The 26,207-nt window shown below is 63.4% G+C and carries 20 protein-coding genes; 11 read left to right on the top strand and 9 right to left on the bottom strand.

Going from position 1 to position 26,207, the window contains the following annotated elements; all coding sequences use genetic code 11:
* The first annotated feature begins 73 nt into the window (after positions 1 to 73).
* Positions 74 to 643, top strand: coding sequence for a glycine zipper 2TM domain-containing protein (locus H4V98_RS15550; RefSeq protein WP_196862367.1), 570 nt, complete (start codon positions 74 to 76; stop codon positions 641 to 643).
* A gap of 87 nt (positions 644 to 730) precedes the next feature.
* Here the strand turns inward: H4V98_RS15550 and H4V98_RS15545 are convergent, their stop codons facing one another.
* Positions 731 to 1,255, bottom strand: coding sequence for an FKBP-type peptidyl-prolyl cis-trans isomerase (locus H4V98_RS15545; protein ID WP_196862366.1), 525 nt, complete (start codon positions 1,253 to 1,255; stop codon positions 731 to 733).
* 14 nt (positions 1,256 to 1,269) lie between these two features.
* Here H4V98_RS15545 and H4V98_RS15540 point away from each other — a divergent pair, with 14 nt between their 5' ends.
* From H4V98_RS15540 to H4V98_RS15530, 3 genes are all read left to right on the top strand, one after another.
* A complete protein-coding gene (locus H4V98_RS15540; protein WP_196862365.1) occupies positions 1,270 to 2,475 on the top strand; it encodes a cupin domain-containing protein in 1,206 nt (401 codons plus the stop codon).
* 62 nt (positions 2,476 to 2,537) lie between these two features.
* Positions 2,538 to 3,050, top strand: a complete 513-nt coding sequence (locus H4V98_RS15535; protein ID WP_196862364.1) for a hypothetical protein — start codon at positions 2,538 to 2,540, stop codon at positions 3,048 to 3,050.
* Positions 3,051 to 3,265: 215 nt separating this feature from the next.
* On the top strand, positions 3,266 to 3,541 hold the full coding sequence (locus H4V98_RS15530; RefSeq protein ID WP_196862363.1) for a hypothetical protein: 276 nt from the start codon (positions 3,266 to 3,268) through the stop codon (positions 3,539 to 3,541).
* 51 nt (positions 3,542 to 3,592) lie between these two features.
* Here the strand turns inward: H4V98_RS15530 and H4V98_RS15525 are convergent, their stop codons facing one another.
* From H4V98_RS15525 to H4V98_RS15505, 5 genes are all read right to left on the bottom strand, one after another.
* On the bottom strand, positions 3,593 to 4,366 hold the full coding sequence (locus H4V98_RS15525) for an MBL fold metallo-hydrolase (RefSeq protein ID WP_196862362.1): 774 nt from the start codon (positions 4,364 to 4,366) through the stop codon (positions 3,593 to 3,595).
* A 40-nt stretch (positions 4,367 to 4,406) separates the two neighbouring features.
* Positions 4,407 to 5,447: an outer membrane protein assembly factor BamC gene (gene bamC, locus H4V98_RS15520; RefSeq protein WP_196862459.1), complete on the bottom strand. Its 1,041-nt coding sequence runs from the start codon at positions 5,445 to 5,447 to the stop codon at positions 4,407 to 4,409.
* A 137-nt stretch (positions 5,448 to 5,584) separates the two neighbouring features.
* Positions 5,585 to 6,469: a 4-hydroxy-tetrahydrodipicolinate synthase gene (gene dapA / locus H4V98_RS15515; protein ID WP_196862361.1), complete on the bottom strand. Its 885-nt coding sequence runs from the start codon at positions 6,467 to 6,469 to the stop codon at positions 5,585 to 5,587.
* A 92-nt stretch (positions 6,470 to 6,561) separates the two neighbouring features.
* Complete coding sequence (locus tag H4V98_RS15510) at positions 6,562 to 7,191, bottom strand: class I SAM-dependent methyltransferase (protein ID WP_196862360.1); 630 nt, start codon at positions 7,189 to 7,191, stop codon at positions 6,562 to 6,564.
* 189 nt (positions 7,192 to 7,380) lie between these two features.
* Positions 7,381 to 8,622 carry an MFS transporter gene (locus tag H4V98_RS15505; RefSeq protein WP_196862359.1) on the bottom strand — a complete coding sequence of 414 codons (1,242 nt, stop codon included), beginning with the start codon at positions 8,620 to 8,622 and terminating at the stop codon, positions 7,381 to 7,383.
* A 158-nt stretch (positions 8,623 to 8,780) separates the two neighbouring features.
* Here H4V98_RS15505 and H4V98_RS15500 point away from each other — a divergent pair, with 158 nt between their 5' ends.
* The 3 genes from H4V98_RS15500 to parC all read left to right on the top strand — a co-directional run bounded on the left by H4V98_RS15500 (position 8,781) and on the right by parC (position 14,348).
* A complete protein-coding gene (locus tag H4V98_RS15500; protein ID WP_196862358.1) occupies positions 8,781 to 10,760 on the top strand; it encodes a DNA topoisomerase IV subunit B in 1,980 nt (659 codons plus the stop codon).
* The gene (locus H4V98_RS15495) at positions 10,760 to 11,656 is read left to right on the top strand and encodes a lytic transglycosylase domain-containing protein (RefSeq protein ID WP_196862357.1); all 897 of its coding nucleotides are present in this window, start codon (positions 10,760 to 10,762) and stop codon (positions 11,654 to 11,656) included. Before H4V98_RS15500 ends, H4V98_RS15495 begins: the two co-directional genes overlap by 1 nt.
* Positions 11,657 to 11,981: 325 nt before the next feature.
* Positions 11,982 to 14,348 (top strand): DNA topoisomerase IV subunit A, encoded by a 2,367-nt coding sequence (gene parC, locus H4V98_RS15490; RefSeq protein WP_196862356.1) that lies wholly within the window; start codon positions 11,982 to 11,984, stop codon positions 14,346 to 14,348.
* A gap of 123 nt (positions 14,349 to 14,471) precedes the next feature.
* Here the strand turns inward: parC and H4V98_RS15485 are convergent, their stop codons facing one another.
* From H4V98_RS15485 to H4V98_RS15475, 3 genes are all read right to left on the bottom strand, one after another.
* A complete protein-coding gene (locus H4V98_RS15485) occupies positions 14,472 to 16,406 on the bottom strand; it encodes a hypothetical protein (protein WP_196862355.1) in 1,935 nt (644 codons plus the stop codon).
* Complete coding sequence (locus tag H4V98_RS15480; protein ID WP_280757678.1) at positions 16,406 to 19,354, bottom strand: caspase family protein; 2,949 nt, start codon at positions 19,352 to 19,354, stop codon at positions 16,406 to 16,408. The genes H4V98_RS15485 and H4V98_RS15480 overlap by 1 nt, the downstream gene beginning before the upstream one ends.
* A gap of 96 nt (positions 19,355 to 19,450) precedes the next feature.
* Positions 19,451 to 19,924 (bottom strand): RidA family protein, encoded by a 474-nt coding sequence (locus H4V98_RS15475; protein ID WP_196862353.1) that lies wholly within the window; start codon positions 19,922 to 19,924, stop codon positions 19,451 to 19,453.
* A gap of 279 nt (positions 19,925 to 20,203) precedes the next feature.
* On the opposite strand from H4V98_RS15475, the gene H4V98_RS15470 reads away from it, so the two are divergent.
* From H4V98_RS15470 to H4V98_RS15455, 4 genes are all read left to right on the top strand, one after another.
* The gene (locus H4V98_RS15470) at positions 20,204 to 22,735 is read left to right on the top strand and encodes a DNA internalization-related competence protein ComEC/Rec2 (RefSeq protein ID WP_231374586.1); all 2,532 of its coding nucleotides are present in this window, start codon (positions 20,204 to 20,206) and stop codon (positions 22,733 to 22,735) included.
* Positions 22,736 to 22,826: 91 nt separating this feature from the next.
* Positions 22,827 to 24,353, top strand: coding sequence for a circularly permuted type 2 ATP-grasp protein (locus tag H4V98_RS15465; protein ID WP_196862352.1), 1,527 nt, complete (start codon positions 22,827 to 22,829; stop codon positions 24,351 to 24,353).
* A gap of 2 nt (positions 24,354 to 24,355) precedes the next feature.
* Complete coding sequence (locus H4V98_RS15460) at positions 24,356 to 25,318, top strand: alpha-E domain-containing protein (protein ID WP_196862351.1); 963 nt, start codon at positions 24,356 to 24,358, stop codon at positions 25,316 to 25,318.
* Between the two features lie 46 nt (positions 25,319 to 25,364).
* Positions 25,365 to 26,186, top strand: coding sequence for a transglutaminase family protein (locus H4V98_RS15455; protein WP_196862350.1), 822 nt, complete (start codon positions 25,365 to 25,367; stop codon positions 26,184 to 26,186).
* The last annotated feature ends 21 nt before the right edge of the window (positions 26,187 to 26,207 follow it).

The following is a 26,207-nucleotide window of genomic DNA, read 5'->3' as shown; positions in this document are numbered from 1 at the left end:
TTACGCTTGGCTGAATTCAAAAACAAAAGCCTAGTCAGGAAGAAAAATCAATGACACTTTCCAGGAGAATTTTATGCAACGTACATCCCGCTTTGTTTCAATAACCGCTTCAGTGCTTGTTCTCGCCGGTCTGGCCGCCTGCGGCACCGTACCCATGGACAATCAGGGCCAGGTGTCGTCGTATCCGGCACCAACATACCCCGGACAAACCCAGTACCCCGGACAGAGCCAGTACCCCGCGCAAACCCAGTATCCGGGGCAAACCCAGTACCCAGCTCAAAACCAGCAAGGCAATTACTCGGAATATGGCCGTGTCAACAACATCGAGGTGTTCCAGGGACAAGCGCAAGCGCAAACTCCCGGCCTCGGCGCAGTTCTGGGTGGTGTGGCCGGCGCGGTAGTTGGCAGCCGGTTCGGCGGCGGCAGCGGCCGCGACTTTGCCGCGATCGCTGGCGCTGTCGGCGGTGCGGTGGCCGGCAATGCCATCCAGAACAACAACCGAAGCCCCAACGTCAGCCAGACCTACCGAGTCACTGTCCAGCTGGACAACGGCGGCGCGCGCGCCTATGACGTGCCAGCCACCGGCGAGTTGCGCATTGGCGACCGTGTCAGGATCCAGAACAACCAGCTGTTCCGTTACTGATCCGCAGGCGTCCTGACGCAAAAGCGGCGCTGCAGTCTGATCTGCAGCGCCGCTTTTTTTTAGGCGAGTAGAGCGCTGCGGTGCTTTTCAATGCAGCGTGTCATTGCCGGATGCCGTGGGCTCCAGCTTGAAGAAACCGGTGCCCAGCGAACCCTGGCCGATTTCTGACGCAGTGGCTTCGCGCACCGATTCGACCTTCAGCGCCAGCCGGATGGCAATGCCGCCCAGTGGGTGGTTGCCGTCCAGCACCACATGCTCGGGGTAGATGTCGGTCACGGTATAAATGTGTTCGGCTGGAATCTGCGCGGTGGCGCCTGACGGCATGGCCGCGCCGTCAAACGTCATGCCTTCTTCGAGTTCGACCGGAAAAATGCTGCGCGGCTCAAGAAACACCCGGTTTTCGTCGTAGTCGCCAAAGGCGTTTTCTGGCTCCAGGTGCAGCTCCAGAGTGTCGCCGGTCACATGGCCAAGCAGGGCTTCCTCGATGCTGGCCAGCAGGTCATTGCCGCCGAGCAGGAACTCGACCGGCTCATCGAGTTCGTCCAGCACATCGCCCAAAGTATCTTTCAGCGTCCAGGTCAGGGCAACGACGCATTGCGGGGTGATTTTCATCCGACAATTGTCCCATGGATGTCAATCAGCCCCTCTCCCTTCTCGCCGGCCTTACGCCGGCCCAGTTCATGCGCCGCCACTGGCAGAAAAAGCCCCTGCTGGTGCGTCAGGCCATTGCCGGCTATCAGCCTTTTCTCAGCCGCGCGGCGCTGGCCAAACTCGCTGCCCGGGAAGAGGTCGAGTCGCGCCTGATCGTCCAGAAGGATCAGGGCTGGACATTGAAAAAAGGACCGTTTGCCACCCGGAGTCTGCCTCCGCTTGGCCAGCCAGGCTGGACTTTGCTGGTTCAGGGGGTGGATTTGCATGAGCCTGCCGGACATGCGTTATTGCAGCAGTTTCGTTTCGTTCCCGATGCGCGCATGGATGACCTGATGGTCTCGTTTGCCACCCCGGGCGGCGGTGTGGGGCCGCATTTCGACAGTTACGACGTATTTTTATTTCAGGCCAGCGGCCGCCGGCGCTGGAAAATCGGCAAGCAGAAAGACTTTTCACTGCAGCCGGGCATGCCGCTCAAAGTCCTGCAAAACTTTGAAGCGGACGAGGAATTCGTGCTGGAAGCCGGCGACATGCTCTACCTGCCGCCGCGTTATGCCCATGACGGCATTGCCGAGGCCAGTATCGGGCTGGACGGAAAACCCGATGAGTGCATGACCTATTCAATCGGTTTTCGCTGTCCGGTGCAGGGCGAGCTGACCTCTGACCTGCTGCACCGGCTGGCTGAAATGCGAGAAGACGCCGCCCAATCGGTTGACGAAGAAAACCAGAGCGCGCGCGCTGTACCCCCGCGCATGTACCGCGACCCCGCGCAGCCTGCCACCGAAACGCCAGCTGCCATGCCCGTCGGCTTGGCGGATTTTGCCCGCCAGGCGGTGCTTGAAGCTTTGAAGGACCCGATAGCGCTGGCGTGCGCGCTGGGCGAATCCATGTCCGAGCCGAAACCGGGCATCTGGTTTGACGAGCCCGAACAGGCCTGGGATGGTGAAGCCGCCAAGGCCGGCCAGACTGGCATTGCGCTGGATGCGCGTACCCGCATGATGTACGACATTGATCACATCTTCATCAATGGCGAAAGCTACCGGGCCAAAGGCGCCGATGCTGCCTTGATGCAGCGCTTGGCGAACCAGCGCCAACTGGCGGCAACCGATTTGCGCAAGGCAAGTCGAAGCGCCATTGCCTTGCTGGGCGACTGGCATGACGCAGGCTGGCTTGAGCAGAAATAACAATCGGTTTCAGGCAAGGGTTGAAGACTTGAATTTCTGCTGAACACAAGGAGCCAGTCAGCATGACATCTGCACAAGCAGGCGCAGCACCTTTACTGCTGCACGAAGGCCGCTTCAGTGGCCGCAGCGAATTCGCAGAACTGGTTCGCCAGGCCCTGGCGGCGGCGGCGGCGCATGGCTGGCGTGAAATGATCTGGTGTGATCCGGACTTTGCCGACTGGCCACTGGGCGAGCGGGTGGTGGCGCAGGCGCTGAATGACTGGGCAGGAAGCGGCCGCAAGCTCACCTTGCTGGCTGATCATTACGATGCCATTGTGCGCAAGCATGCGCGCTTCGTCACTTGGCGGCGGACCTGGGCGCATGTGGTCGAGTGCCGCAAGAGTGGTGCGGCTTCGGCAGGCCACCTGCCCAGCGTGTTGTGGAGTCCGGTATGGGTGTTTGAACGGCTGGACAGCCCGCACTGCACAGGCGTTGCCGGGGTGGACCTAACCCGTCGCAGCACTTTGAAAGAGCGCATCAACGAACACCTTTTGGCCAGTTCAGCGGGATTTCCCGCAACTTGTCTGGGTTTGTGAGTGTGGTTTTCCAGTTGCAGGCCGACATCTGTCCGCTTATTTTGAGCGATTAAGGGTTTTCATGCTTGTGCTCTGCAGCATATAATTTGAGGCTGGGTAGAAAGAGCTCGAGTCCTTTCCTCACAGGTCAGGACATTGCTTGAATTTTTTGTTTGAGCCTGAGTTTTGACAATTTCCGGAAATTGTTTTCTTAAATATCATCAAGGATCGTAAAAATGAACAAGTCCCTCGTACTGGCCGCCATCGTTGCAGCTGTCGCACTGGCCGCCTGCGGTAAAAAAGAAGAAGTCGTTGCTCCTGCACCTGCTCCTTCCGTCGTTGTGGTTCCTGCAGAGGCTCCTTCTGCTGCCGCCGCCGCTGCAGCCGCCACCGGCGCCGCTTCCGCCGCTGCTGACTCTGCCAATGCAGCTGTGAGCGCTGCTACCGACGCTGCTTCTGCTGCAGGCAGCGCTGCTATGTCTGCCGATACTGCTGCATCCGCTGCAAAGTAAGACTTCCTGATTTCTAAAAAGCCGCCTCCGGGCGGCTTTTTTCATGGCGCATCAAAACTGCAGCCAAGGTGTGCCACTGGCCGGATCGGCCACCAGAATGTCGCCCGGCAGGCAGCCCAAAGCGCTTGAAAGCACGTCTTGGACCAGGCAAGGATGGTTGTTTTTGGCACTCAGATGCGCCGCTACCAAATGCTTTAAACCGCCATGGGTCACGGCACTGGCAATGGCGGCTGCGGCTGTATTCGACAAATGACCATAGTCGCCGCTCACGCGCCGCTTCAAAAAATGGGGATACGCCGACTGGTCCAGCAGTTCGGTATCGTGGTTTGATTCCAGCAGCAAAGCATGGCAGGTTTGCAGGTGCGCGATCACATGCGGCGTTGCATGGCCCAAGTCGGTCAGGATGCCCAGCTTTGACGAGCCATCGTTACAGCTGAGCTGCAGCGGCTCGCGGGCGTCATGCGGAACAGTGAACGGCATGACTTGCAGGCCGCCCATGTCAATCGCCCTGGCATCCCGCGCAATATGCAGCAAGCCGTCAAAGTCAGGGGAACCGATGGCCGAATACGTGCCCTGACTCATCCATACCGGTATCCTGTAGCGCAGCGCAAGTGCGTGTGCGCAGCCAATGTGATCACCATGCTCATGGGTGATGAACACCGCATTGATGTCTTCGGGCTGCAATCCGGACTGGGCCAGGCGAAAGGTGAGTTGCCGGATCCCCAGGCCGCAGTCCACCAGCAGGCGAAAGGGCAGCAATCCGCCAGACTCCACCACCGTGGCGTTGCCGCCGCTGCCGCTGCCCAGACTCTTGAATCGCAACACTGCCGGTCAGCTGCCTGCGGGTTCGCCGTTTTGACCGTTCTTACTTCAGGTCGTCGGCAATCACGCGGACGATGCGCTGGGCATTGGCGGATGAGTCGGGTGTTCCCTGTTCATTGAGCACAGAAACCGTGGACTTTTCACCTTCGCCCTTGACCGAAATACGGTATTTCAAGGGCATGACGGCTGCAGGCGAGCCGCTGAAGAGCTTGCTGAAAAAGCCAGGTTCGCTCTTGTTGGCGGTCGGCTCGACATAACGCACGAAGTAGGTGCCCTGGCTGCGGTCACGGTCTTCGACGGTAAAGCCGGTGCGGTCCAGCGCCAGACCGACCCGGCGCCAGGCGCGCTCAAAGCCTTCATCGATCTGCACCACGGGCAGGTTGTTGACCATGGCAATACGCGAGGTCTGTCTGGTGGCACCGGCGGCAACCAGTGCCTTGGACTGCTCCTGCGTCACGCCCAGCTTGACCATCAGGCGGCGCAAGAACTCTGCTTCGAGTTCAGGATCGCTCTCGCGCGGCTGCCAGATTGTTCCGTCGCCGCCAGCCGAATTGCCGCCGGCCTTGGCGCCCGTGACAATTTCTTCCATGCCGCGGTGGCTGACATAGATTTCGGTTCCGCCGTCGGGGCGGCGCTCCAGGCGGGTGCGAAATTTGTCGCGCTCGCCGGTCGAGTACAGACTGTCAAAAACTTTTCCCAAGGCATTGCGGATGAAGTCCTGCGGAAGCTTGGCACGGTTTTCCGCATAGTCGGTTTCCATGATGCCGAGGTTTTCCTGGTCTTGTGCCAGCAGGAATCCGTTTTCAAGCCAGAAATCGCGCACCGGCGTCCAGAGCTTGTCTGCCGAGCGGTTGACCACCAGCCAGCGCTGATTGCCGGCTCGCTCAATACGCACATCGCCCACTGCGGCGGCCGCCGTGGTGACGCTCTGCGTCGGCTGGGCGATCTGGTAGCTGCTGGCGCTGACGGCCGTGCCCGGCACCACATAGCGGGTGTCACGGCTGAGTTGCGTCAGGTCGGGCGGTATGTCGAGCGAAGGGCCTTTGGTACCACTGGTCTTGTAATCGATGCGTTCGCCTTCCATGGTGTCGCGGATGGTCGAACAGCCTGCCAGCAGGCTGGCGGCAACCAGCGCGGAAAGAGCAGCTGCGCTGCGGGCTTTGCGCAGGGCTGGGCGCTGGGGGAATCTCGGCAATGTCTTCACGTGGGGTCCCTTAAAAATCAGATCAGGCCGCAAGCGCGCAAGGCGTTCTCGACGGCAGCTTCGTTGCTGGATTCAAGCGGTGTCATGGGCAGGCGCAGCGTGTTGCCACACAGGCCCATGCGGGCCATGGCCCATTTGACCGGGATCGGATTGGCTTCGACGAACAGGTTGCGGTGCATTGGCAAGAGCCTGAACTGCAACTCCATGGCCAGCCTGACGTTGCCAGCGATGGCCGCCATGCACAACTCGTGCATGAGCCGGGGCGCGATGTTGGCGGTCACGCTGATATTGCCCTGGCCACCGCAAAGCATCAGCGCCACGGCTGTCGGGTCGTCGCCAGAGTACACGGAAAAGCCCTTGGGTACTTCCTTGATCAGCCACTGGGCACGCTCGATGTTGCCGGTGGCTTCCTTGATGCCGACAATGCCGGGCACTTCGGCCAGGCGCAGTACGGTGGCATGCGCCATGTCGGCGACGCTGCGGCCGGGCACGTTGTAGAGCACCGTCGGCAGGTCGCCCACGGCCTCGGCAATCGCCTTGAAGTGCAGGTACTGGCCTTGCTGCGTCGGCTTGTTGTAATACGGAACCACCTGCAACTGGCAGTCGGCGCCCACCTGTTTGGCGAACTTTGCCAATTCGATGGCTTCAGCGGTGGAGTTGGCGCCGCAACCCGCCATGATCGGCACCCGCTTGGCGGCCTGCTCGACCGAAACGCGGATGATCTCGCAATGCTCCTGAACGTTCACTGTTGGCGATTCGCCGGTGGTGCCGACCACGCCGATGCAGTCGGTGCCCTCGGCGATGTGCCAGTCAACGAGTTTGCGCAGCGTGGGGTAGTCAACGCTTCCGTCTTCATGCAAGGGGGTTGCCAGAGCAACAATGCTGCCAGTAATGGGGTTCATGTCGTGCTTGTAACGTCGTGGCTGGTGTGATGAAGCGGCTTCAAGGCGCTCAAGGCCGACCCAAAAAGCCAAATATGCATTCTACCCAGAGCTCAGGAAAGTGGGTACCTGGGCGGGCCGGACGCTGTCACCGGCAGCACCCCGCCTGAATACATTGCATCCATCACTTCCCGGACAGCGGCGATGCGCTGAACAAAACGCGGCTTTTCCCCGTTGGGGCCTTCGAGAAAGCCCTCTTCAAAGGCGACGATACGCAGCGTGCGACAGGTCTCCAGCAGTTCGCCAGGACGCAGCAGAAAGTCAGGCCTTGAGGGTTTTCCCACCGTCTCGTTGCCCTGCGTAAAGGTTTCGTAAATCAGCACACCGCCGGGCGCCAGGCTGTCCAGCAGGGTCGGCATCAGCGGACGCCACAGGTAATTGGCCACCACCACCGCATCGAACTGGCGGCCCGCAAAAGGCCAGGGACCATTTTCAATATCGGCCACCATGGCTTCACAGGCATGCGAAGGAATTGCTATGGATTCAATCGCGGCCTGCGACCGGTCCACCAGCACGACCGGGTGATTTTGCTGATGAAACCAGCGCGCATGGCGGCCATGGCCACAGGCCACGTCAAGCACCACACCGCCCGGAGTGACCAGATGCGACCAGCGCTGCACCCAGGAAGACGGCGCTGCTGCGTCTGCATGAAAAGTGTCGGAATCCGGTTTTTTTACTATCATTTATGTAGCTGTAAACGCATGTCCTGCTTTCGCAAAAGGCTTAAAAAGCTTGAAATTTTAAAAAAGCCTTAAAAACACGACCATACCTGGTCGGCCAGTGAGATCAGGAACTCTGGCCGCGTGTAGAGAGAAAACACGCCCAGCGATACCGCGATGGCCAGGCTCCACAGCACGGCTTTGCGCAGCATCTCAAGCGCCCTGCACCAGGCCACCCGGGCTGACCCGGTGAATCGGTGTTTCCCGGACCGGCAGGTTGATGAGCGCGGCGAGCACGCCCAGCACGATGGCGATGTACCAGACAATGTCGTAGCTGCCGGTGCGGTCATACAGAAAGCCGCCCAGCCACACGCCCATGAAGGAGCCAATCTGGTGGCTGAAGAAGATAAAGCCGCTGAGCATTGACATGTGCTGGATGCCGAAAATCTGCGCCACCACCGCGTTGGTCGGCGGAATCGTCGAGAGCCACAGCAAACCCATCAGGCTGGAAAAAATATAGACGCTGGCCGGGCTCAGCGGCGCGGCGATGAACACGCTGATCACGATGGCGCGCGAGAAATAGATCGTCGCCAGGATCTTGCGCTTGGCGATTCGCTGGCCGAGCACGCCCGCCGCGTAGGTGCCAAACACGTTGAACAGGCCGATCAATGCCAGCGCGTAGCCGGCCACCTGCGGCGACAGCCCCTTGTCCTTCAAATAGCTGGGCATGTGGACGCCGATGAAGACCACCTGGAAGCCGCAGACAAAGTAGCCCGCCATCAGCATCTGGAAGCTCGGGTACTTCAGCGCCTCGCGCAGCGCCTGGCCGATGCTCTGGTCACGCCTGGCAGGCACGCCGCCTGAAAAACCGTTTTCGCGCAAGCCCAGCGCCACGGGCACGATCAGCAGCACGGCGCCGCCCAGCACCAGCAGGGCCGTCTGCCAGCCCAGTGTGCTGATCAAAAAACCCTCGGTGGGCACCATCAGGAACTGGCCGAACGAGCCTGCAGCTGCCGCCACGCCCATGGCCCATGAGCGCTTGTCCGCCGAAATATTGCGGCCGATCACGCCGTAGATCACCGCATAGGTGGTGCCCGCCTGGGCCGCGCCAATCAGCACGCCGGCGGTCAGCGTGAACAGCAGGCCGGTTGGCGACAGCGCCATGCCGACCAGGCCCAGGGCGTACAGCACCGCGCCGCCGGCAATCACCCGGAACGCGCCGAAACGGTCGGCCACCATGCCGGCAAAGATACCGAAGATGCCCCAAGACAGGTTCTGCACCGCAATCGCAAAGGCAAAGGTTTCGCGTGTCCAGCCCTGCGCCTGGGTGATGGGCTGCAGCCACAGGCCAAAGCCATGCCGGATGCCCATCGACAGCGTGACGATGGCCGCGCCACACGCCAGAACCTGGAACATCGACAGTTTTTGGGGGGACGAAAGCGCGCTTGAAGTCATGAACAGACTTTAACGACAATGCCTTACAGAGACTGTCGCCTGAGCAAAATTTGACCGGTTCAATCTTTGGGCACGGAAATGGCCGGACTCAAAGGCTGTATGTTCGTACAGCTGATCAAGCCTTCCCCGTCTACAATTCAGACAACACCTGAACACCCATGGCCGACAAAAACATCATTGCTCCTCCCGCTTATTCCGAAAGCTCGATCCGCGTCCTGAAGGGCCTGGAGCCCGTCAAGCAGCGCCCGGGCATGTACACCCGCACCGACAATCCGCTGCACATCATCCAGGAAGTGCTCGACAACTCGGCCGACGAGGCGCTCGCCGGGCACGGCAAGAAAATCAAGGTCACGCTGCACACCGACGGCTCGGTGACCATCGAGGACGACGGGCGCGGCATTCCTTTTGGCTTGCACCCCGAAGAGCAGGCGCCGGTGGTCGAGCTGGTGTTCACCCGACTGCATGCCGGCGGCAAGTTCGACAAGGGCAAGGGCGGCGCCTACAGCTTTTCCGGCGGCCTGCACGGCGTCGGCGTCAGCGTGACGAACGCGCTGTCGACCCGGCTTGAAGTGACGTCCTACCGCGAAGGAAAGGTCGCCAGCCTGGCGTTTTCCGGCGGCGACGTGATCGAGCCGCTGGTGCTGCGCAAAAACGAAGGCGGCGACCGTAAATCCGGCACCACGGTGCGCGCCTGGCCCGACGCCAAATACTTTGAATCGCCGGCGCTGCCAATGGCCGAGCTGACGCACCTGCTGCGCAGCAAGGCGGTGTTGATGCCCGGCGTGACCGTCACGCTGACGAACGAGAAAACCAGGGACGTTCAAACCTGGGTTTTCAAGGGCGGCCTGCGCGACTACCTGATGCAGACCCTCACCGCCGATCCGGTGATCCCGATGTTCGAGAACGAAGGCTTTGCCGACAATGCGCACGAAACCTTTGCCGAAGGCGAGGGCGCCAGCTGGTGCGTCGCTTTCACTGAAGATGGTGCGCCGGTGCGCGAAAGCTATGTCAACCTGATCCCGACCAGCGCCGGCGGCACGCATGAAAGCGGGTTGCGCGACGGCCTGTTCACCGCGGTCAAGAGTTTCATTGAATTCCATTCGCTGCTGCCCAAGGGCGTGAAATTGCTGCCCGAGGACGTGTTTGCCCGCGCCAGTTATGTGTTGAGCGCCAAGGTGCTGGACCCGCAGTTCCAGGGCCAGATCAAGGAACGGCTGAATTCGCGCGATGCGGTGCGGCTGGTCTCCAGCTTCGTGCGCCCGTCGCTCGAACTCTGGCTGAACCAGCATGTCGATTACGGCAAGAAGCTGGCCGAACTTGCCATCAAGGCCGCGCAGACGCGCCAGAAGGCCGGCCAGAAGGTGGAAAAACGCAAGGGCTCCGGCGTGGCCGTGCTGCCTGGCAAACTGACCGATTGCGAAAGCAAGGACCTGGCGAACAACGAAGTCTTTCTGGTCGAGGGAGATTCGGCTGGCGGCAGCGCCAAGATGGGCCGCAACAAGGAAAGCCAGGCGGTGCTGCCACTGCGCGGCAAGGTGCTCAACACCTGGGAAGTGGACCGCGACCGGCTGTTTGCCAACACCGAAATCCACGACATTGCAGTCGCCATCGGCGTCGACCCGCATGGACCGAACGACACGCCGGACCTGAGCGGCCTGCGCTACGGCAAGGTCTGCATCCTGTCAGACGCCGACGTGGACGGCTCGCACATCCAGGTGCTGCTGCTGACGCTGTTTTTCCGGCATTTCCCCAAGCTCATTGAAACCGGCCATGTGTATGTGGCGCGCCCGCCGCTGTACCGCGTCGATGCGCCGGCGCGCGGCAAGAAGCCGGCGTCCAAGGTTTATGCGCTGGACGAAGGCGAGTTGACCGCCATCCTGGACAAGCTGCGCAAGGACGGTGTGCGCGAAAACGCCTGGAGCATCAGCCGCTTCAAGGGCCTGGGCGAAATGAGCGCCGAGCAGCTCTGGGACACCACGCTCAACCCCGACACGCGGCGCCTGCTGCCGGTGCAACTGGGTAACCAGGATTTCTTGCAGACCGAAAGCCTCATCACTAAACTCATGGGCAAGGGAGAAGCCGCAGCGCGTCGCGAGTTGATGGAACTGCATGGAGACGCTGTGGATATTGATATTTAATGACCACTGATCCGTTACCTGACGCATTTCCCGCTGCTACAGCACCACCCCGAAAAACGCTGCGCACGCGTGCGAGTCTCCTGGCAACGCTGGTGCTGCTGGCCTTGTATGCCGCTCCGGCGCAGGCTGACATCTGGGGTTATGTGGACGAGGACCGGATTCCGCATTTCGCCTCCAGCCGCCTGGACGAGCGCTACGAGATTTTCCTGCGCGACAGCATCGAGCCGTACCGCGTGATGGCGGCCCCTCGCAAGGCGCAGGAGAGCGCAGTGGAGCCGATTGCCGCACCTGCGGTGGCCAACGTGGTGGTGCTTTCGCCCAAGATGGAGGCTTTTTTCGAACGGTCGCCCAGCTACAAAGCAGTGAGTCCGCTCTTGCGCGAAGCTTCCAGCAAGCATGGCATCGACTATTCACTGCTCAAGGCGCTGATTGCCACCGAGTCCGGCTTCAACACCTTTGCGGTGTCGCCCAAGGGCGCCGTGGGCCTGATGCAGCTGATACCGCCGACCGCCCAGCGCTATGGCGTCACCGCTGGCAAGGATGGCTCGATTGAGAAAAAGCTGACCGATCCAAAAACCAACATCCGGGCGGGCGCGCGTTACCTGGCCTATCTGATCAACATGTTTCCGGGTCGGCTCGAATTGGCGCTGGCTGCCTACAACGCCGGTGAAGGCGCCGTGCAACGGGCAGGCAACCGGATTCCCAATTACCCCGAAACCCAGAACTATGTGAAGACCGTCATGCAGCTCTACAGCGGCTTGACGCCGCCTGCGTTGAAAGCACCGCTTGGGCGGGTGCATGTGGAGCTGACGGGTACAAATGGCGGACGCGCCAGCCTGCCAACGCTGGGCGAGTCAGCTTACCCGCTGTCGCGCGTTGGGCTTCCCCGCGAGTAGCCGCTGGTGTCAGCGCACGAATCAGGTTTCCTGCCGGAAGATCGCAGGCTTAAAAAAAAGCCGTGCAATTTCACACATCAAGCCTTCACAATTAGCGTCAGGTTACTTTTGTTGCATTAAGTGGCTGGCTGGAAATTCCGGCCTTGCCACCCATCTCTATTCCTGTTTTTCCATTTCCACATCATCTGGCCCGGACGTTCTTTTGCCTGGCTTTTAATGCCTTGTTTGCGGCTTCGCGTCTAATCCCGGATGGATCTGAAAAGGACCATGCTTGCGCCTGGTCCTTTTCCAATGCTTGACCACTCACTGACTGATTACAAAAACCATGGATCTTTTCACGCCTGATGCTGAACTGCCGACGCCTGCCGCGCCTGACGAAGACTCGCTGGCGTCCTATGCCCAGCGCGCCTACCTTGAATATGCCCTGAGCGTCGTCAAGGGCCGGGCGCTGCCCGATGTCTGCGACGGCCAGAAGCCGGTCCAGCGGCGAATTCTCTACAGCATGGCGCGCATGGGCCTGGCCTTTGGCGGTCCGAACGGCGCGACCGGCGCCCGGCCTGTCAAGTGCGCGCGTGTGGTCGGCGACGTGCTGGGCCGCTTTCACCCGCACGGCGACCAGGCCGCGTATGACGCGCTGGTGCGCATGGCGCAGGACTTTTCGCAGCGCTACCCGCTGATCGACGGCCAGGGCAATTTCGGCTCGCGCGATGGCGACGGCGCCGCCGCGATGCGCTACACCGAAGCCCGGCTGGCACGCATCACCACGCTGCTGATGGACGAGATCGACGAAGGCACGGTCGATTTCATCCCCAACTACGACGGCTCGACCGAGGAGCCGCGCCAGTTGCCGGCGCGTCTGCCGTTCACATTGCTCAACGGCGCCAGCGGCATTGCCGTCGGACTGGCGACCGAAATCCCCAGCCACAACCTGCGCGAGGTGGCCGATGCCTGCGTCGCCCTGATCAAAAACCCCAAGCTGACCGAAGAAGAGTTGTATGCCTTGATCGCCGGCCCCGACTACCCCGGCGGAGGCCAGATCATCTCCAGCAGCGCCGAGATTGCGGCGGCCTACCGCACCGGACGCGGCTCGCTAAAAGTGCGCGCGCGCTGGAAGATCGAGGAACTGGCACGCGGCCAGTGGCAGCTCGTCGTGCAGGAACTGCCGCCCGGCGTCAGCACCCAGCGCGTGCTTGAAGAAATCGAGGACATCACCAACCCCAAGATCAAGCTTGGCAAGAAGGCGCTCAGCCTGGACCAGGTTCAGCTCAAGCAGGCCGTGCTGGCGGTGCTTGACGTGGTGCGCGACGAATCGAGCAAGGACGCCGCCGTGCGCCTGGTGTTCGAGCCCAAGACCAGCCGCACGCCCCAGGCCGAACTCATCAACACACTGCTGGCGCACACCAGCCTGGAGAGTTCTTCGCCCATCAACATGACCATGATCGGTCTGGACGGCCGGCCGACGCAAAAGTCGTTGCGCCAGATGCTCAACGAGTGGATCGCCTATCGCCAGACGACGATTGAAAAGCGCTCGCAGCACCGGCTCGACAAGGTGCTGGCGCGCATCCACATTCTTGAGGGACGACAGATCGTCCTGCTGAACATTGACGAGGTCATCGCCATCATCCGCCAGTCGGACGAGCCCAAGTCGGCGCTGATCGAGCGTTTCGCTTTGAGCGACCGGCAGGCCGAGGACATCCTGGAAATCCGTCTGCGCCAGCTGGCGCGGCTCGAAGCCATCAAGATCGAGCAGGAACTGAAAACCTTGCGCGACGAGCAGGGCAAACTCCAAGACATCCTGGGGAATCCGACAGCGCTGCGCCGGCTGATGACCAAGGAAATTGAAGCGGATGCGAAACAGTTCGCCGACCCACGCCGCACGCTGATCCAGGCCGAGAAAAAATCGGTGCTGGAAGTCAAGGTAGTGGACGAGCCGGTCACGGTGGTGGTCAGCAGCAAGGGCTGGGTGCGCGCGCGTGGCGGCCACGGCCATGCGCCCGCCAGCTTTGCCTTCAAGGCCGGCGATGCGCTGTATGGCACGTTTGAATGCCGCACGGTTGACATGCTGCTGGCCTTTGGCAGCAATGGCCGGCTGTATTCGGTGCCGGTGGCGCTGCTGCCCGGTGCGCGCGGCGACGGCCAGCCGGTCACGACGCTGATCGAACTGGAGTCAGGCACGCAGTTGCTGCACTACTTTGCCGGTCCCCTTTCGGCCATGCTGCTGCTGTCGAGTTCGGGCGGCTATGGTTTCCTGGCGACGGTGGAAAACATGGTGTCGCGCAACAAGAGCGGCAAGGCTTTCCTCACGCTGAATGAGCGTGAGGGTGGGAGCGAGACGATCTGCCGTCCGTCGCACGTCAAGGGCACGTCGGGCAGCCAGCCGGTGACGCCCGCCACGCACGTGGCCTGCGCCTCGACGGGCCAGCGCATCCTGACCTTCGACATCGCCGAGATCAAACAGATGGAAAAGGGCGGACGCGGCCTGATGCTGATTGACCTGGAGGGCACGGACGCGCTCGCTGGCGCTGCGGCTTACACCCGCAGTGTGCGCATTGAAGGCATCGGGCGCGGTGCCAAGGCACGCGAGGAAACGCTGGAAATCCGCAGCCTGAACAACGCGCGCAGCGTGCGCGCGCGCAAAGGCAAGTCGGCCGACCTGGGCTTCAAGCCGACGGGAATTGTCCGGGTTGAGTGATGAAATAGCCTGTTTGCGCAATAGGGGCGGGCGCAAGCAGCTATTTATTTAATAGCGAATGTCGCGCTGGGCGTTGCAACGCCGCCAGCGCTTGCCGGAAAACGCGTGTCCGTTGGCGCCAGATCAATGCCCGCCATGCACCAATGCAAAAATCCCCGGAAGCGGCAGCCAGCGGTTGCCTGCCAGTTGCCAGTATTTCTGACCGCAGGTGGTGGCGAAAAACGCCCGCCGCCGTTCCAGCCGGCCGGCGCCGACAACGTTCTTCAGCACCACGTAGCGAATATCGCCGGTCGGCCCGAGGATCACCGTCGAGCCGCCGTAATAAGTAAAGGCCGGCCCTTCTGCCGAGGCGCGCACATGGCGTTCCTGGGTGATTTCGGCGATCAGGTCAAAGACGATCTGCCCGTTCGGCCCGGCGCGCCGTGCCGAACGGATCGATTCGACGCAGGGCAGGCCGACCGTGTCGCCATCCAGGCGCGCATCGTCATTGGCCACCAGTCCGAACTCTTCCAGCCGGCCGGGGCGCGTGACGTAGTGGCCGAGCATGCAGGCCTGGCGGTGCAATTCGTCCAGCCCGGCGGCATTGGCCGGGTCGCCGCTGAAGCGCAGCGCCGCGAAATCGAGCCCGGCTACCGGCGGCAGTTCCATCCGGGGCCGGCGCCAGAGCAGCGCGTCCTGCGACAGGTGGTTCGCCGTGCGCGGGTAGATGTCGCGCCGCCAGAAGGCGTCGATCAGTGCGCCCCGGTAGTCCCACGGGTCGTCGGGCACCAGGTCGTAGTCGGCGGTGATCATGGCGCGCAGGTAGTCGCCGAAGGTCATGCCGACCGGCGGGCAGTAGTCGATGGCGCGGATGCAGATGCCCAGGAACTGGCTGGCGAGCTTGCTGGCGCGCTCGGCCAGGATGGTCTGCAGGTCGTGCGGGAGTTCCCCCGGCGGCAGCACGCCGCTGCCGCCGGTGGCCAGGCGCACGAAGCGCTCGGTGCGGCGCTGGTAGACCTGCACGAACGCGTCGAACACGGCACTGACCAGCACCGTGCCGAGCTGGTGTGCCTCCAGCCCGGGCTGGTAGCGGGTCGGGTTGCCGGTGTCTTTCTCGACCGCGCTGCGCAGCGGGCCGTTCTGTCCGGTGGTGTGGCCGAACTCGCCAGCCAGCTCGGTCAGCAGATCGGCATGCTGCAAAGCGCCCTTGCTGCGCCGGATCGCGGCCAGCACGACTTCGGCATAACTGAAATGCTGGAAGATGGCGACCAGGTCGGCGAAGGCTTCATGGAATGCGACCACGTCGGCGTTGGTCGGCACGATGAAGTGCGCGCGCAGCCCGTCGAGCAGCGCATGCGTCACCTCGTGCACCACGATGTCGTGCGACAGGCAGGTGAAGACATAGCCGCCCGGCATGGTGCGCTTGGTCGGCCTGTCACTGGCCGGGAAATAGCCAAAACGCAGCTCGCCGGTGGTGATGCCGTTTTCATAGTAGGCGTTTTTCGCCTGGCCGTGGTGCGGCCTGAGCACCAGCCGGGCCGGCGTTTTGCCGTCGCCAAAGCCCCAGCCCAGGTTGCGGCCCAGCGCCGTCTTGAAGGTCGAATAGACATTGCTGCAGACGGCATAAACCATCTGGTGGTGAAAGCCCGGGTCCGAGGGCGAGGGGTCGTAGCCGTCGGTCATGAGCACCTTGCGGTCTTCCAAGTCCGCTTCCCGGTAGTGAATGCCCAGCTGTCCGTCGTTGGGATCGACCTCGAACAGCTTGCCCACCGGACCGGGCGCCAGCGGTTCATACGGGACGTTGAGCGTCGCGATCGAGCCTTCAAGCCGCGACACCGACGGATCGACCGTGTAGATGCGCAGCGGACGGTAGAGCGGGTCGCCGTGCTGGCGTTCATAGGGCGTGACCAGCGGCTGGCGCACGCCGGTTCCGATGGCATAGTCCTGGCCTTCGCCGGGATGGCGGCTGGCGGCCTGCGGTACGGCCAGGCCACCGCCTTCGTCGCGGCTGGCGGCATCGGCGGCGACGGCCTCGGTGGTCGTTGCCGTTGCCGCTGCCGCTGCAGGCTCGGACGCCATCAGCGCCGGCCCGGCGGGAGCGCTTTCACGGCCTGGGCCAGCTCGTTCACGGCTTGCAGCAAGGCGCTGCCGCCGAGGGCTGCCGCCATGGACGATGGTCCGCTGGCGGGCGCACGGCTGCCTGCGGCCAGCGGCTGAAGGAAGGCGCCCTGGCGTGCGCCTTCGGCGCAGTCCAGCATCGGTGCCTGGCGCGCCGCGCTGCCAAACTCGGCCAGCACGCGGCGCAGGAATTCCCCGTTGCTCAGGCCCTCGATGCCGGCGGCCAGCACCTTGGTGGCGCGCTGGGTGAAATCGCCGTTGCCGCCGCTTTCCAGCGCGACCTGGTGGTCCAGGCAGGCTGAGAACTTCACGTCGCGCATCGCTTGCGGGCCGCCGCTGCTCAGCGCCCGGGTGGCGCTGCGCGACTGCCGGCGAAAGCGCTGGTGCGCCTCGGCGATGTCGGGCGTCATCCTGACGAAGCGCGCCTTGGTGTCGGGCGGCATGGCGGTTTCGCCGGGCGACAAGCCGACGGCGAAACGGCTGTTGGTGCCGGAATGGCAGCAGTCCATGAAGCAGGTCATGTTCACGCCGTCGGGAATGCGGCCGAACAGCCCGGCAATGTCGTCGTCGATGTACAGCGCCCCGCTGGCAAAGTCCACCGGGCACAGCGCCTCGTCGATGGCGTCGTCCTCGTCGCCGTTCAGGTCGGGCACCTGCGTGCCGTGGCCAGCGTACTGGAAGACGATCACGTCGCCCGGGCGGCATTCGCCGACCAGCCGGTTCAGTTCGCGGTCCAGCGCGGCGCGGCTCGCGTCAAGGTTGACCAGCAGCCGGGTCTCGAAACCGAGACCGGCCAGGGTGCGCGACCAGTTGCGGGCATCGTTGACGCAGCCGGCGAGCCGGTGCTCGGGTGCCGGGTAGTCGTCAATGCCGACGCACAGCGCCACGCGCCGGCTGCCAATACTGGTGCTGGTGCTGCCAGCCGGGGTGGCCGGCACCGGCGTAGCCGTGGGCAGCATGGCGTAGGCAGCGCCGGACGCCCCGGGCAGTGCGCTGAAACCGAACTCGGCCGGCCAATCCACCTCTTCTATCCAGGGCCGCGATGGGCTGCGGGTGACCGGGAACGCGGCGATGTCGGCCGCGTCGGGCTGGTCCAGGATGCGCCGCACGACGCTGTTCATCGTCGGCGCGTCGTCGTCGAAGCCGCCGTGCGACAGCGACTGGCTGGCTGAGAGGCCGGTGTCGCCCGGCGTGGGCGACCAGACCACGGCCGAAGGCGTTGGCGATGCGCCTGCCAGGCCAAACAGGCGTTTCAGGTCGGCATCGCCGCGCAGGCTTTCCTCCAGCCCGAGGATTGGCGTGGCGCGCCGGTCTTCCAGCGCGTTGAAGATCAGGTAGAGCAACGACTTGCGGTAGATCTGCGCGCAGTTGTCCTTGCGCTCGAAGTCCCTCTGCATGGTGTAGAGCGTCAGCGACTCGGCCGCGCGGCCCGGACCGACGTGCTGCAACAGGTGCTGGCGGAAGGTGTCCACGCGCACTGCCGGCGCCAGGAAGTGCGCGGTCTTGAAGCCCGGCACGCCCAGGCCGTGCGCCAACGGCAGGAAGTGGCTGTGAAAGATCGAGCCTGCGCTGTGGCCGACGGCATGCAGTTCGATCCGGTCAGCATGGTCGTCACACAGCGCCTTGAGCTTGGTGGCGACGTAATGCGCGCCGCCGCCGGTGTCATCGCTGGCCACCGGCGCGTCCATCGCATGCTCGGCGCTGGACTTCATGCCGCCCCAGATGCGTGGCCCCTGCAGTGCGCGCGCGCCGATCTCGACCAGCGGGTCGGTGGTGAAGTCGGCCAAGTCCCGCGCAAGGGCGCGGCTGCCCTGCCGCGCGCGGCCGAGCAACTGGCCGATGGTCTCGAAAAAGCCGGTTTCCCAGATGAAGTAGACGGGATAGATGCCGTTGCGCCGCCACCAGTCGATGTGCTTGTGGGCAATCTGCAGGCCGCTGGATTCGGACACCAGCCCGCCATGCGCGTAGAACAGCAGGCGCAGCTTTTGGCCGGCCGGCAGTTCGCTGATCGCCTGCGGCAGGTGCTGCTCGAAGATCGCGTCGATGTCCCCGGGCGTCGAGGCCGCCTCGCCTTCGCCCGACAGGCGGCCGGCGCGCAGGTTCACCAGGTGAGGCCGCATGGCGTTGAGCGCCGCCGTGCCCAGGCCCGCGTCACGGCTTTGCCGGACAGGGCCCGATGCGTCCCCGGCATCGCCACGGGCCCCCGCGCGGCCTGCGGCGGCGGCCTGGCCGGTTTCCTCCTCGTCATGCGACAGCTCGGCATCGCCGGGCTCGCCGGCATTGTCAAGGGTGCGCGACAGCGAGCGGATGGCCTCGGCGACGAAGCGGTCGGTTTCATCGGGGAAGGGCTGGGGCTGGTCGGCGCCGCGCGTGGCACTGGCCTGCATGTCCTGACGGATGGCCTCGACCTCGGCCAGGATGTCGGCAAAGACCAGCGAACCGCCGGGGCATGACTTGGGCGACATCGAGTTGTGAAAGCGCAGCGTGCTGGCCGGCAGGTGAAAGCGCGACTGGACCCCCGCCACGACCCGCAGCGCGGTGTCCTTTTGCGCGCCAGCGAACGGGTCGCGCCCCGGGTCGAAGTCGCCGATCATCTCGAACATGAACGGGCCGAAGGCCTTGTTGCCGTTGTGCCCGGCGGCGCTGGCCGGCGGCAGGTTCCAGTTGCGCCCCAGCCAGACCATGCCGTCGGGGTCGATGGTGATGTGCTGGGCAATGTCGCTCCAGCCGTTGACCTGCGTGTGGTGGCGCCACATCGAGACAATCGTGTCGTGACCGCGAAAGTCGGCATGCCGGGGCCGCCAGGTGTGGTGCATGTGCACCGCGTCGATTTTCCGGGTGAAGGGAAATTTCTGGAGAAGCTGCTCGAACTGGTCCGGCGACAAGCGCTGGAAAGTGGGTGTCGGCATGGCGCGCCCCTTTAACGAGTGGGCAACCACTCTACACCCGCAGGGGTGCGCTTTCAAGCTGGACAGGCGCCGCCGGCGCGGCGAATGGGCGGCGGGTCAGTCCACCTCGGCAATCAGCTCGATCTCGACGCAGGCGCCGAGCGGAATCTGCGCCACGCCAAAGGCGCTGCGCGCATGCTGGCCGGCGTCGCCGAACACCTCGGCCAGCAGTTCGCTGCAGCCGTTGGTGACCAGGTGCTGTTCGGTGAAGTCGCCGGTCGAGTTGACCAGGCTCATGACCTTGACGATGCGCCTGACCTTGCCTAGGTCGCCCCCCACGGCGGCCTGCAGCGTACCCATCAGGTCGATGGCGATCAGGCGGGCGGCCGCCTTGCCTTCGGCGGTCGTCACGTTCTTACCCAATTGGCCGACGATGACCTGGCCGTCCCGCTTGGGCAGATGGCCGCTCAGGAACACCAGGTTGCCGGTGCGCACGAAAGGCACATAGGCGGCGGCCGGCGCGGCGACATCAGGCAGCGTGATGCCCAGGGACTTGAGCTTGGCATAGACGGGATGGGTGCTGTTGGTCATGGTGATGGGTTTGTAGGTGGATGAAGGGGAAAAACAAGGCGGGTGCTTCGCCTGCGCGGAAAATTCGGGGTTCTCAATCCTGCGAATGAAATAACAGGTCAAAAAGGGTGTTTGCGCCCTTTCCATAAGCATATGTTGCTATGAATAGAAAAGCACTGGCGGCCCCGTTGTCTTGGCATGTTAACGCACTGGAGTTGCGCCCTTGAAGCGATGTAAGCTCTGCCATGGGCCGGATTTTTCAAGCTGGCGCTTGCCTGCCGTCCGTCCAGAAAGACACCCTTGCGTTCTTCTATTGCCACCGGCCGTGCAGGCTTCGGGCCTGCGCTGGCGGGTCTGGTTGCGGGCGTGGCCTGGCAGTTGCAGCAATCCGCGCTGTGGCCTGCCGACCGTTATGCCGCATTGGTGGCACTGGCGCTGGTGTTGGCCGCTGGCGGGTACGCCTTCAAGGCAAGACGGCTTGAACGACCAGTTCATCGCATGGCCGGGGTGCTGGTGTTTTGCATGGCTGTTCTATTGGGCTTTGGCCTGACCGGCTGGCGAGCCTGCGCGTTCCAGGCAACGGCGCTGAATCCGTCGCTGGAAGGCCGCGACATTGACGTGACCGGCACCGTGCTGGCCATGCCGCAGATTGGCGAGGATGCGGTTCGGTTTCGTCTGGAGGTTGATGCGGCCCGTCTTGGCGGCCAGACGGTGACGTTGCCGCCGCAGATCATGCTCGGCTGGTATTCGGGTTTTGCCGGACGCGAGACGAAAACATCGTCGGCAGAAATCAGCGATCCTTCAGAACAGATGCTGGAGCTGCAACGCCAGCCGCAGCCCTTGCGCGCCGGCGAGCGCTGGCAGATGACGGTGCGACTCAAGGCGCCCCATGGCAATAGCAACCCGCACGGTTTCGACTACGAACTCTGGCTCTGGGAGCAAGGCATCCAGGCGACCGGCTACGTACGCGCCGGGCCGCACGATGCGCCACCGCTCAGGCTGTCCAGCGACTGGCGCCATCCGGTGGAACGCGCCCGCCAGTCGGTTCGCGAGGCGATTTACCGGCAAGTGGACAACCGGCAACTGGCCGGCGTGCTGGCCGCGCTGGTGGTCGGCGACCAGAACGCCATCGAGCGCGCCGACTGGGACGTGTTTCGCGCCACCGGCGTGGCCCATCTCATGAGTATCTCGGGGCTGCATATCACGATGTTCGCCTGGGTGGCGTCACTCCTGATCGGCAAGCTGTGGCGCAGTTCGGTGCGGCTGACGCCGCGTCTGTGCCTGGGGCTTCCGGCCAGCAGCGCCGGCGCGCTGGGCGGGCTGCTGCTGGCAGCGCTGTATGCCCTGTTTTCGGGGTGGGGCGTGCCGGCACAGCGGACCATCTGGATGCTGGCCACGGTGGTGGTGCTGCTGCGCCAGGGCAGCCGGCAGTGGCCCTGGACGCACACCTGGCTGCTGGCCATGGCGGTGGTCGTCATGCTTGACCCGTGGGCCTTGCTGCAGGCGGGATTCTGGCTGTCGTTTGTGGCTGTTGGGGTTCTGTTTGCTACAGATTCAGGGAGTAAAGGGGCAGGCCATGAAAGCGGAGAACCCGCTTTTCATTCAAGATTCCTGCCCTGGTGGCTGCACCGGACACTCTCAAGCCTGTGGCGCGGCGCGCGTGAACAGTGGGTGGTCACGCTGGCGCTCACGCCCTTGTCGCTGCTGCTGTTCAACCAGGTGTCGCTGGTTGGCCTGCTGGCCAATGCCGTCGCCATTCCATGGGTGACGCTGGTCGTCACACCGCTGGCGTTGGCGGGTGTCATTTATGCACCAATATGGGAGGTGGCTGCCTGGGCGGTCGGGCTGCTGGCCTTGTTTCTTCAGGGACTGGCTGGCTGGCCGATGGCCTCGGTCAGCGTTGCCGCAGCGCCCTTGTGGTGCGCGCTGGCTGGCGTGCTGGGCGGCGCGTTGATCGCCCTGCGCCTGCCCTGGCACTGGCGCCTGCTCGGCGTTCCGCTGCTGCTGCCGGTGCTCCTGTGGCAGCCGGCCCGCGTCGCGCCGGGCCAGTTCGAATTGCTCGGGGCCGACATCGGCCAGGGCAATGCCGTGCTGGTGCGCACCGCCAGCCACAGCCTGCTGTACGACACCGGTCCGCGGTTTTCACGCGAAAGCGATGCCGGCCACCGGGTGCTGGTGCCGCTGCTGCGGGCGCTGGGCGAACGCATCGACATGCTGGTGCTCAGCCACCGTGACAGCGACCACACCGGCGGTGCCCCGGCCGTTCTGGCAATGCAGCCGCAGGCCAGTCTGCTGTCTTCCATCGAGGACGGCCATGAACTGCAGGCCCTGCGCCCGTCAACGCGCTGCATCGCCGGCCAGCGCTGGACGTGGAGCGGCGTCGATTTCGAGGTGCTGGCGCCAGCGGCTGGCGACTACGAGGTGAAAAACAAGTCCAACGCCATGAGCTGCGTGCTGCGCATTTCCAACGGCGTGCAGACGGCCCTGCTGGCCGGCGACATCGAAGCGCCGCAAGAAGCCCGGCTGGTGGCCGGCGATCCGGCGCGGCTGAAGGCCGATTTCCTGCTGGTGCCGCACCATGGCAGCAAGACCTCGTCCAGCCCGGCCTTCCTGGATGCCGTGCAGCCCCGGCTGGCGCTGGCCCAGGCGGGCTACCGCAACCGCTTCGGCCATCCGGTGGCCATGGTGGCGGCGCGCTACGACGAACGCGGCATCCGGCTGGTGCGCTCGGCGGCGTGCGGTGCAGCGACCTGGCAGAGCTGGGAGCCAGCGCTGCTGACCTGCCAGCGGCAGGCGCAAAAACGCTATTGGCAGCCCCAGGAGGGGATTTAAATATCTTCCGGCCTACATTGGCGTGGCGCATTACTTGCTAAGCTATAAAAAAATATTTCATCATTGCAAACCCAGACGGAAATTCAAGTTTATGAGCCCACCGATGTTTGACGAGATGAATGCCAGCCCGACCAGCGTGCGCAAACATTACCAGGGTTACCAGCGCTGGCTGGCGCAGCAACCGGCCGACGTCATGCAGGCACGCCGCGCCGAAGCAGAAATGATTTTTCGCCGGGTCGGCATCACATTTGCCGTGTATGGCGACAAGGACGAGGACGGCTCGGGCACCGAGAGGTTGATCCCCTTCGACCTGATTCCCCGCATCATTCCGGCGCACGAATGGGCGTCGATGGAAAAGGGCCTGGTCCAGCGTGTCACCGCACTCAACCGCTTCATCCACGATGTCTACCATGACCAGGAAATCATCAAGGCCGGTCACATTCCATCCGAGCAGATTTTTCAGAATGCGCAGTTCCGCCCTGAAATGATCGGTGTCAACGTGCCAGGCAATATCTACTCGCACATCAGCGGCGTCGACATCGTCCGCGCCCCCAATGCCCAGGATGAGGGCGAATACTACGTGCTGGAGGACAACCTGCGGGTGCCCAGCGGCGTCAGCTACATGCTCGAAGACCGCAAGATGATGATGCGGCTGTTCCCCGAGTTGTTCAGCAAGAACCGTGTTGCGCCGGTCGAGCATTACCCCGATTTGCTGCTGGAAACCCTGCGCGCCATGGCGCCGCCGGCCACCGCCGAACCGACGGTGGTGGTGCTGACGCCCGGCATGCACAACTCGGCCTATTTCGAGCATGCCTTCCTTGCCCAGCAGATGGGGGTTGAGCTGGTCGAGGGCCTGGACCTGTTCGTCAAGGACAATTTCGTTTACATGCGCACCACGCGCGGTCCGCTCCGTGTCGATGTCATCTACCGCCGCGTGGATGACGACTTCCTCGACCCGCTGGCCTTTCGCCCCAATTCGACGCTCGGCTGCGCCGGCCTGCTCAATGTGTACCGCAGCGGCAACGTCGCCATTTGCAACGCAATCGGCACCGGCGTCGCCGACGACAAGTCGATCTACCCGTACGTGCCCAAGATGATCGAGTTCTACCTGGGCGAAAAGCCCATCCTGAAAAACGTGCCGACCTTCATGTGCCGCAAGCCGGAAGACCTGAAATACACCCTGGCCAACCTAAAAGACCTGGTGGTCAAGGAAGTCCATGGCGCTGGCGGCTACGGCATGCTGGTGGGGCCGGCGGCGACCAAGGCTGAAATCGAGGATTTCCGGCGCGCCATCATCGCCAATCCGTCGGGCTACATTGCCCAGCCGACGCTGAGTCTGTCCACCTGCCCGACTTATGTCGAAAGCGGCGTGGCGCCGCGCCACATCGACCTGCGTCCTTACGTGCTGAGCGGCAAGGACGTGCAGATGGTGCCCGGCGGCCTGACGCGTGTCGCGCTCAAAGACGGCTCGCTGGTGGTCAATTCGTCGCAGGGCGGCGGCACCAAGGACACGTGGATTCTGGAGGCCGAAGCCAGCGCTTTCTTGCCGCCAGAGACGCCCTCCCAATCGCAGTCTCAATCGCAATCCGTCACCGTCACTGTCGCCGAAGGAAGCTGAACATGCTGTCACGAACTGCCGACCACCTGTTCTGGATGTCCCGCTACACCGAACGCGCTGAAAACACCGCCCGTCTGCTCGACGTGAATTACCAGACCTCGCTGCTGCCGCAGTCCACCGCCGATGTGCAGACCGGCTGGCGCGGCCTGCTCAGCATCAGCGAACTCAAGCCCGCCTATGCGGCGCGTTATGGCGAGAGCATCAATGCCCAGGATGTCATGGACTTCATGGTGCGTGACGAAAAAAACCCCTCCAGCATCGTTTCATGCCTGAAGAACACGCGCGAGAACGCCCGTGCCGTGCGTGGCACGCTGACGACCGAAGTCTGGGAAACGCAGAACCAGACCTACCTCGAAGTCATCCGCATGCTGCGCGCCGGCGACTTCGAGCGCGACCCGGGCAAGTTCTTTGAATGGGTGAAGTTTCGCTCGCACCTGTCGCGCGGCGTGACCACCGGCACCATGCTGCAAGACGAGGCATACCATTTCTTGCGCGTCGGTACCTTTTTGGAGCGCGCCGACAACACGGCCCGGCTGATCGATGTGAAATTCCACGCCATCCAGAGCGACTTTCCCACCGTGGCCGGCGAGGAGGAGCAAGAGCATGATTTCTACCACTGGAGCGCCATCCTGCGCAGCGTTTCGGCTTTCGAGGTGTACCGCAAGGTGTACCGCGACGTGATCAAGCCCGAACGGGTGGCGGAACTGCTGATCCTGCGCCCGGACATGCCGCGCTCGCTGCTGGCCTGCCTGAACGAGTTGATCACCAACCTGTCGATGGTCACCAGCGACCCGCTCAGCGAAACCCAGCGCCGCGCCGGCAAGCTGCGCTCGGACCTGCAGTACGCCCGCATCGACGAAATTCTGTCCGCTGGCCTGCATGCCTTTTTGATGCAGTTCCTGGACCGCGTGAACGAACTTGGCGCGCACATCAGCCGCGAATTCCTGGTTCCGGTGACACGTTGAGCACGCTGACCACGGCGCCTGCCGCAACCCCAGAAAAGGCCTTGGCATGAAGCTGCACATCAAGCACACCACCGACTACCGCTACACCGAGCCGCTGCGTTATGCCCTGCAGACGCTGTGGCTCACGCCGCTGACCGGCCCGGCGCAAACCGTTGACTTCTGGAGCCTGGGCGCGCCCGAGGAACTGTTTCCCCAGACCGACGCGTTTGGCAACAGCATCCATTCCTATACGTTTGTCGGCGAGGTGGCGGACAACGTGCGCTGGAGCCTGGTGAACGCCGCCGGCGTGGTCGAGACCCTGGGTGTTGCCGAATTCACCGACGCGCAGACCATGCCGCTGCCACAGCTTTACCTGCGCGAGTCGCCTCTGGCCCGTCCGCATCCCAGCCTGGCCGAGTTCGGCCGCCGCTTCATCACGTCCCCGGCGCCTGAAGGAAAAACCGATTTACAAGCGATTTTGGCCTTGGCCGCAGGCGTGGCGGGCGCTGTCAGCTATCAAAAAAATAGCACCAACGTTAACACCACCGCACTGGAGGCTTTCGAGGCTGGCGCTGGCGTGTGCCAGGACCAGGCGCATGTGATGGTGGCCATCTGTCGCAGCCTGGGCATTCCGGCGCGCTATGTCAGCGGCTATTTCTACGCCGCCAACGAGCCCGATCTGGCCAGCCATGCCTGGGCCGATGTCTGCCTGGACGTGGCGGGGCGGCGCTGGGTCAGCATTGACGTAACCCACAGTTGCGTGATTGACAAGCGCCATGTGCGACTGGCGATGGGCACCGACTACAGCGCCTGCCCGCCGATCAAGGGCGTGCGGCACGGCGGCGGCGAGGAATCCATGACCGTCAGCATCACCATCGAGCCGGCCTGAGCCTGGCCCTTGCACAAACTC

The sequence above is a fragment of the Polaromonas sp. CG_23.6 genome (assembly GCF_029892315.1).
Lineage (GTDB): Bacteria > Pseudomonadota > Gammaproteobacteria > Burkholderiales > Burkholderiaceae_C > Polaromonas.
The sequence above is the reverse complement of the archived record's forward strand: the minus strand, read 5'-3'. Positions and strand labels throughout refer to the sequence as shown.